The organism is Bacillus sp. 196mf (assembly GCF_003217275.1).
GTDB classification, from domain to species: Bacteria; Bacillota; Bacilli; order Bacillales; family Bacillaceae_G; genus Bacillus_A; species Bacillus_A thuringiensis_S.
In genome coordinates, this window is record NZ_QJTG01000030.1 from 42,267 (window position 1) to 48,731 (window position 6,465).

A 6,465-nucleotide genomic window follows, 5' to 3' on the forward strand; every position below is an offset into this window, starting at 1 on the left:
TCGATAAGATGTTCTTTTCATTTCATAATCACCTTATGTTACAATAAACTTCGGCATAACGTAAGAAAGGATGAAACAACATGACAAACGAAAAAGGTTTAGATAAAGGATACGAACTTGTTGCGAAAATGCATGAAGTATTCGGACATCCTGTGACAAATACTCCAACAAAATTAACAGAAGAGCGTGCAAAAATCCGTGCAAGTTTTATGCAGGAAGAACTAGAAGAATTTCTAGAGGCAACGACTGTTGAAGATCAATACGATGCACTGATTGACCTTATTTACTTTGCATTCGGAACGTTTGCAGAAATGGGCGTACGTCCAGATAAAGGATTCGAAATTGTAAACAACGCCAACATGGCAAAACTATTCCCTGATGGGAAGCCTCGATTCCGTGAAGGCGACGGTAAGATTCTAAAGCCAGAAGGCTGGCAAGCACCGGAACCACAACTTCGTGCTGAAATTGAACGTCAGCGTCAAGAAGCTGAAAAAAACTGCTAGGATTTCCTAGCAGTTTTTTATTATGGCTTTTTTTCTGCCAATCATTAATGACCCACGTGCCCTGCGTGTCCTGCTGCTCCACTAATACTAGCTGCTCCTGCCGCTGCCCCTGCTGCTCCTGCCCCAATTCCACCTGTCCAAGGAGAAGATTGTTGCTGTTGTTGATATTGCTGATATTGTTGATGATGTTGGTGCTGTTGACCTTGGTGTCCATGATGTTGGCCTTGGTGCCCATGATGACCGTGTTGGCCTTGATGACCTTGGTGATGGTGGTGACCTTGGTGTCCATGATGTTGGCCTTGGTGGTGATGTCCATGGTGACCATGTTGGCCTTGGTGAGTTTGATAAAGAACAGCTTGCGGATGAATGTGGTGGTGACCTTGATGATGTACTTGTTGTTGGTGATGACCATGATGGCCTTGGTGACCTTGATGGTGATGATGACCATGATGGCCTTGGTGACCTTGATGGTGATGATGACCGTGGTGGCCATGTTGGCCTTGATGGTGATGATGACCATGATGGCCTTGGTGGCCTTGGTGGTGGTGATGTACATGATGACCGTGGTGGCCTTGGTGATGGTGATGTACATGATGATCGTGAACACCCTGTGGATAACCACCTACTCCTCCTGCCACTACACCTACTCCCGGTACAGGGAATCCTGTCTGCACTCCTCCAACGAAAGAAGGAAATGTAGTTGGTCCCCCTACTGGAATTCCTGTCTGTACGCCAGCTACTGATGTTGGAAATCCTCCTGTTACTGTAGGCATTCCAGCCCCTGATGTCGAAAATCCTCCCATTAATGTAGGCATTCCAGTTTGCATGCCAGCTACCGATGTTGGAAATCCTCCTGCTGCTCCACCCATCCAGCTCGGAATTCCACCGTATCCTTGTTGTCCTCCTCCCATTAACATCATTTGTTCATAACTATCCGATCCACCCCCGAAGAAACCATGTGGTGCATTATTGTCCATCCCTTTCATTCCTTTCACCTCTTCTGCTCAATTTTACCTACCTTTTTTATCATATTTCCTAGTGAAGAATAGGTGTTTGTCTTTATAAGAATTCCTCAACAAACAAATTAAAGGAAAAGATGCAAAACGCCTTTAAAGTAAACTTCTTTATAAATTAAAAACTTATATAAAAGTGATCCAAAGATTATTTTTTACACAAAAAAGCCCAGAGTATAAATACTCTGAGCTTTCATTTAGAATAAATTAGTTTGCAACAACGTTAACAAGTTTTCCAGGAACAACAATTACTTTACGAACTGTTTTCCCTTCAATTTGGTCTTGAATTGCTTCAAGTGCAAGTTGTTCCATTTCTTCTTTTGATGCGTCTTTACTCATTGTTAGTTTTGCGCGAACTTTACCCATAACTTGAACAACGATTTCAACTTCATCTTCTACAAGTTTAGACTCATCAAATGTTGGCCAGCTTGCATATGTGATTGTTTCATTGTATCCAAGTTTGCTCCATAGCTCTTCCCCGATATGAGGTGCAACTGGTGCAATCATTTTTACGAAACCTTCTACATATTCTCTTGGAAGTGTTTCAGCTTTGTATGCATCGTTGATGAATACCATCATTTGAGAAATCGCTGTGTTGAAGCGAAGCTCTGCATAGTCTTCTGTTACTTTCTTCACTGTTTGATGGTAAGCTTTTTCAAGCTCTTTATTTGGTGCGTCAGTAATTTTCTCACTTAATTCACCGTTATCTTGAACGAATAGACGCCATACGCGGTCTAGGAAACGACGAGCTCCGTCAAGACCATTTTCAGACCAAGCAATTGAAGCATCTAATGGTCCCATGAACATTTCGTATAGACGAAGTGTATCTGCACCGTGGCTTGCTACGATATCATCAGGGTTTACAACGTTACCTTTTGATTTACTCATTTTCTCGTTGTTTTCACCTAGAATCATACCTTGGTTGAATAATTGTTGGAACGGTTCTTTCGTTGGAACTACACCGATATCGTATAATACTTTATGCCAGAAACGAGCATATAGTAAGTGAAGTACAGCGTGCTCTGCACCACCGATATAAATATCAACTGGAAGCCATTGTTTTACTTTTTCAGGATCTACAAGTGCTTCGCTATTGTTTGGATCGATGTAACGTAGGTAATACCAACAGCTACCAGCCCATTGCGGCATTGTATTTGTTTCACGACGACCTTTTTTACCAGTCTCAGGATCAACAACATTTACCCACTCGTCAATGTTAGCAAGTGGTGATTCACCTGTACCTGAAGGACGGATGTTTTCTGTTTTCGGAAGAACTAATGGTAATTCCTCTTCTTTCACAGCTGTCATTGTACCATCTTCCCAGTGAATTACTGGAATTGGCTCACCCCAGTAACGTTGACGGCTGAATAACCAGTCACGTAGACGGTACGTTACTTTTTGATTTCCTGCGCTCGTTACTTCAAGCCATTCAATCATTTTTGCGATTGCTTCTTCTTTATTTAATCCATCAAGGAATGCTGAGTTTACGTGTGCACCATCACCTGTGTACACTTCTTTCGTAATATCTCCGCCTTTTACAACTTCCTTCATTGGAAGATTAAATACTGATGCGAATTCATAATCACGCTCATCGTGAGCTGGAACTGCCATTACAGCACCTGTTCCGTAAGTTGCAAGAACATAGTCAGCAATCCAGATTGGTAATTTCTCACCGTTTACTGGGTTAACTGCGTAAGCACCAGTGAATACACCAGTTTTTTCTTTCGCAAGTTCTGTACGCTCTAGGTCACTCTTCATTTTTACAGCGTTAATGTAAGCTTCTACCGCTTCTTTTTGTTCTGCTGTTGTAATTTCTGCAACAAGTGCATGTTCCGGAGCAAGTACACAATATGTTGCACCAAATAGTGTATCAGGACGCGTTGTGAAAACTGTGAACTTCTCATCTGTACCGTCGATGTTGAAGTGTACTTCTGCACCTTCAGAACGACCGATCCAGTTACGTTGCATATCTTTTAAACTTTCAGGCCAATCAAGCTCATCTAGATCTTCTAATAGACGATCTCCGTAAGCTGTAATTTTTAACATCCACTGTCTCATCGGACGACGCTCAACCGGATGTCCACCACGCTCACTCTTACCGTCAATGATTTCTTCGTTTGCAAGTACTGTACCAAGTGCTGGACACCAGTTTACAGGTACTTCATCAACGTAAGCTAAGCCTTTTTCAAATAGTTTTAAGAAGATCCATTGTGTCCACTTATAGTAGTTTGGATCTGTTGTATTTACTTCACGGTCCCAATCATAAGAGAAACCTAATGATTTAATTTGGTTACGGAACGTATTAATATTATGCTCTGTAAATTCAGCTGGGCTGTTTCCAGTATCAAGTGCATATTGCTCTGCTGGAAGACCAAATGCATCCCATCCCATTGGATGAAGAACGTTATACCCTTGCATACGCTTCATACGAGATAAAATATCTGTCGCTGTATAACCTTCTGGATGTCCTACGTGTAGGCCTGCACCTGATGGATATGGGAACATATCTAGTGCATAAAATTTTGGTTTTTCTGTCTCATCTGGCGTACGGAATGTTTTATTCTCTTCCCAGTACCCTTGCCACTTCTTCTCAATGTCTTGATGATTAAAGCTCATGAGATACCCTCCTTGAAATTCTATTTATTTTCACCGCCCAAAATACAAAAAACCTCTCATCCCTAGAAAGGGACGAGAGGTTATAGATTCCCGCGGTACCACCCTAAATTAATGTACAAATATACATTCGCTTAGATCCGTAACGTGGATTAACGGCAATTGCTACTATTAGTTTCACAACTGCAACTCAAAGGCGAGTTCATAACGAAACGTGGATTGACTTGCACCGACCGTCAACTCTCTAAACCAGCTTCTATTACTACTACTCCTTCTCACTGTTATTACACATATAAGTTAAGTGAACTATCCTTCACCTAGTATCTCTTAAGAGCTTACTTAAAGCGAGGACTTCTCGGTTAATCGTTACTCTTAATAACTAACGAATTTATCTTAAGACAGCCGAGCTATCTCCCTTGTTCTAAAGGTTGTTTTATTTAAATATATTCTAAAACATGTGAACATGTTCCGTCAAACTAAACTGCAATTTTTTCTTCAACTGTTTCTTCTACTTTTACTCGTTTATCATAAATACTCGTTGCTATAAGCGCTACTACAAGCATTACCATGATTGCTATAAACAATACTTCCATATTGTATAAATCCACAATTGCTCCGCCAACGACCGGCCCGAACATTTTCCCTACAGTCGCCGCACTATTTACGACCCCTTGATAAAACCCTAATTTATCTTTTGGTGCAAGTATATTTGCAATCGTTGGAACCGCAGGCCATACAAATAACTCACCAATTGTTAATGTTACCATCGCAATGAGGAACATCGTAAATTGCTGCGCTTGACTTAACACAATGAATGACGCCGCAAAAATGAAAATTCCAATCATAATTTGTTGCTTTAAAGAACGCTTCATCCAGCGAATTAACATACTAACTAACGGCTGCGCACAAACGATCATCGCTCCGTTTATCGTCCATAATAAACTATAGTGGCGAAGGCTAATATTCAATTCTTGCATATGTGTTGCAATCGCTCCTTGCCACTGTACGTATGTAACCCAGCATAAAGCATATGCTACACATACGATAAGAAGTGCTTTGAATCCAGGTGTAAGTGACCAACCTTTTTTCGTCTCGACTTCTTTTTGGACTCCTGGCTCTTTCTTGTCTTCCATACCACGGAATCCAATAAAAGCAATTAAGAAGAAAACAAAGTATAAAATAAAGTTCGCTAAGAAAATATAATCAAAACGATATGAAGCAACTAAACCACCGCACGCTGTTCCAATCGCAATACCAACGTTTTGTCCAACGTACATCGCATTAAACGCTCGTCTTCCGCCCTCTGGCCAAACCGTACCAACCATCGCGTACATCGATGGGAAGACCATCCCAGAACCGAAGCCGATTAACGCTAGCCACACAACATATAACGGCCAACCGTGGAAGAACACAAGACCTAAAATCGATACAAGTGTAATGACAATCCCTACTAAAATTGATTTATAACCGCCCCATTTATCAAATAAAACACCGCCGAGCAAGTTTCCGATTACACCAGTAAGCGAGTTGATCATTAATACCATTCCGGCCACAGATAAAGATTTGCCTAGGTGATCATGCAAATAAATTGTATTAAAAGGCCATAAAAAAGAAGCACCCGTGACATTAATAATCATCCCAGCTACTAATAGCCATACTTTCCTTGGCATAGTTTCCCCTCCTATTCTATTTTTTTCGTTCATATATATAACAGTAAAATTGTAGTCGTTTTTAAATAGGAAGGCAACTGATTAATAGTTGATGAAATTCAGATAATGGTTTTGCGGTAAATGAAATTATATTGATTACTTCTTGGATTATATCAGCGATTATTAAAATATATCGACTTACCGACAAAAAACGACAACAGTAACAATATATAAAAGGGTAGACTGCATGAAATTTTCATGCAGTCTACCCTTATTTGTACTATCCAACTTCTTTTTCTCGCTTCGCACTTTCTTTAGCGCTCCATTTAAATATTTTATCTATATAAGTTGAATTAAAAGGTTACAGCTACTATTTGTCGAAATATATACGTAACACTTATCGACAAATGGAGCGGAGCCAAATGACAAATGCACATCAAAACGAAAAAGAGAACCTACTTGTAGCAATGAAAACGACTAAAAATAAACGCATGTATGAACGTTATCAAACGATCTATTTCTATGTACAAGGCTATTCTATAAAAGAAATTATGAACATGATCGGTCGTTCTGAAAAAACGATTTATAATTATGTGAATGCTTATAAAGAAAAAGGATTAGATGGCTTAATCATGGGACAATCAACAGGAGCACCACGTAAATTATCCCCTGAACAAGAACAGGAGT

Annotated in this window: 5 protein-coding genes and 1 other annotated feature; of the genes, 2 read left to right on the forward strand and 3 right to left on the reverse strand. The window is 40.2% G+C overall.

Annotation, left to right across the window (positions count from 1 at the left end; all coding sequences use genetic code 11):
* Nucleotides 1-80 precede the first annotated feature (80 nt).
* Nucleotides 81-503 (forward strand): pyrophosphohydrolase domain-containing protein, encoded by a 423-nt coding sequence (locus ATL10_RS26050; RefSeq protein WP_000180554.1) that lies wholly within the window; start codon nucleotides 81-83, stop codon nucleotides 501-503.
* Between the two features lie 44 nt (nucleotides 504-547).
* On the opposite strand, the gene ATL10_RS26055 is transcribed toward ATL10_RS26050, so the two are convergent.
* The 3 genes from ATL10_RS26055 to ATL10_RS26065 all read right to left on the reverse strand — a co-directional run bounded on the left by ATL10_RS26055 (nucleotide 548) and on the right by ATL10_RS26065 (nucleotide 5,799).
* Nucleotides 548-1,489 (reverse strand): hypothetical protein, encoded by a 942-nt coding sequence (locus ATL10_RS26055; RefSeq protein ID WP_075716903.1) that lies wholly within the window; start codon nucleotides 1,487-1,489, stop codon nucleotides 548-550.
* 234 nt (nucleotides 1,490-1,723) lie between these two features.
* On the reverse strand, nucleotides 1,724-4,132 hold the full coding sequence (gene leuS, locus ATL10_RS26060) for a leucine--tRNA ligase (protein ID WP_000009442.1): 2,409 nt from the start codon (nucleotides 4,130-4,132) through the stop codon (nucleotides 1,724-1,726).
* 65 nt (nucleotides 4,133-4,197) lie between these two features.
* Nucleotides 4,198-4,417, reverse strand: a binding site (T-box leader).
* A gap of 188 nt (nucleotides 4,418-4,605) precedes the next feature.
* Nucleotides 4,606-5,799 carry an MDR family MFS transporter gene (locus tag ATL10_RS26065; RefSeq protein ID WP_029443455.1) on the reverse strand — a complete coding sequence of 398 codons (1,194 nt, stop codon included), beginning with the start codon at nucleotides 5,797-5,799 and terminating at the stop codon, nucleotides 4,606-4,608.
* Between the two features lie 401 nt (nucleotides 5,800-6,200).
* On the opposite strand from ATL10_RS26065, the gene ATL10_RS26070 reads away from it, so the two are divergent.
* Nucleotides 6,201-6,465, forward strand: a 265-nt coding sequence (locus ATL10_RS26070) for a helix-turn-helix domain-containing protein (RefSeq protein WP_033694658.1), incomplete at its 3' end; no start/stop codon positions are given.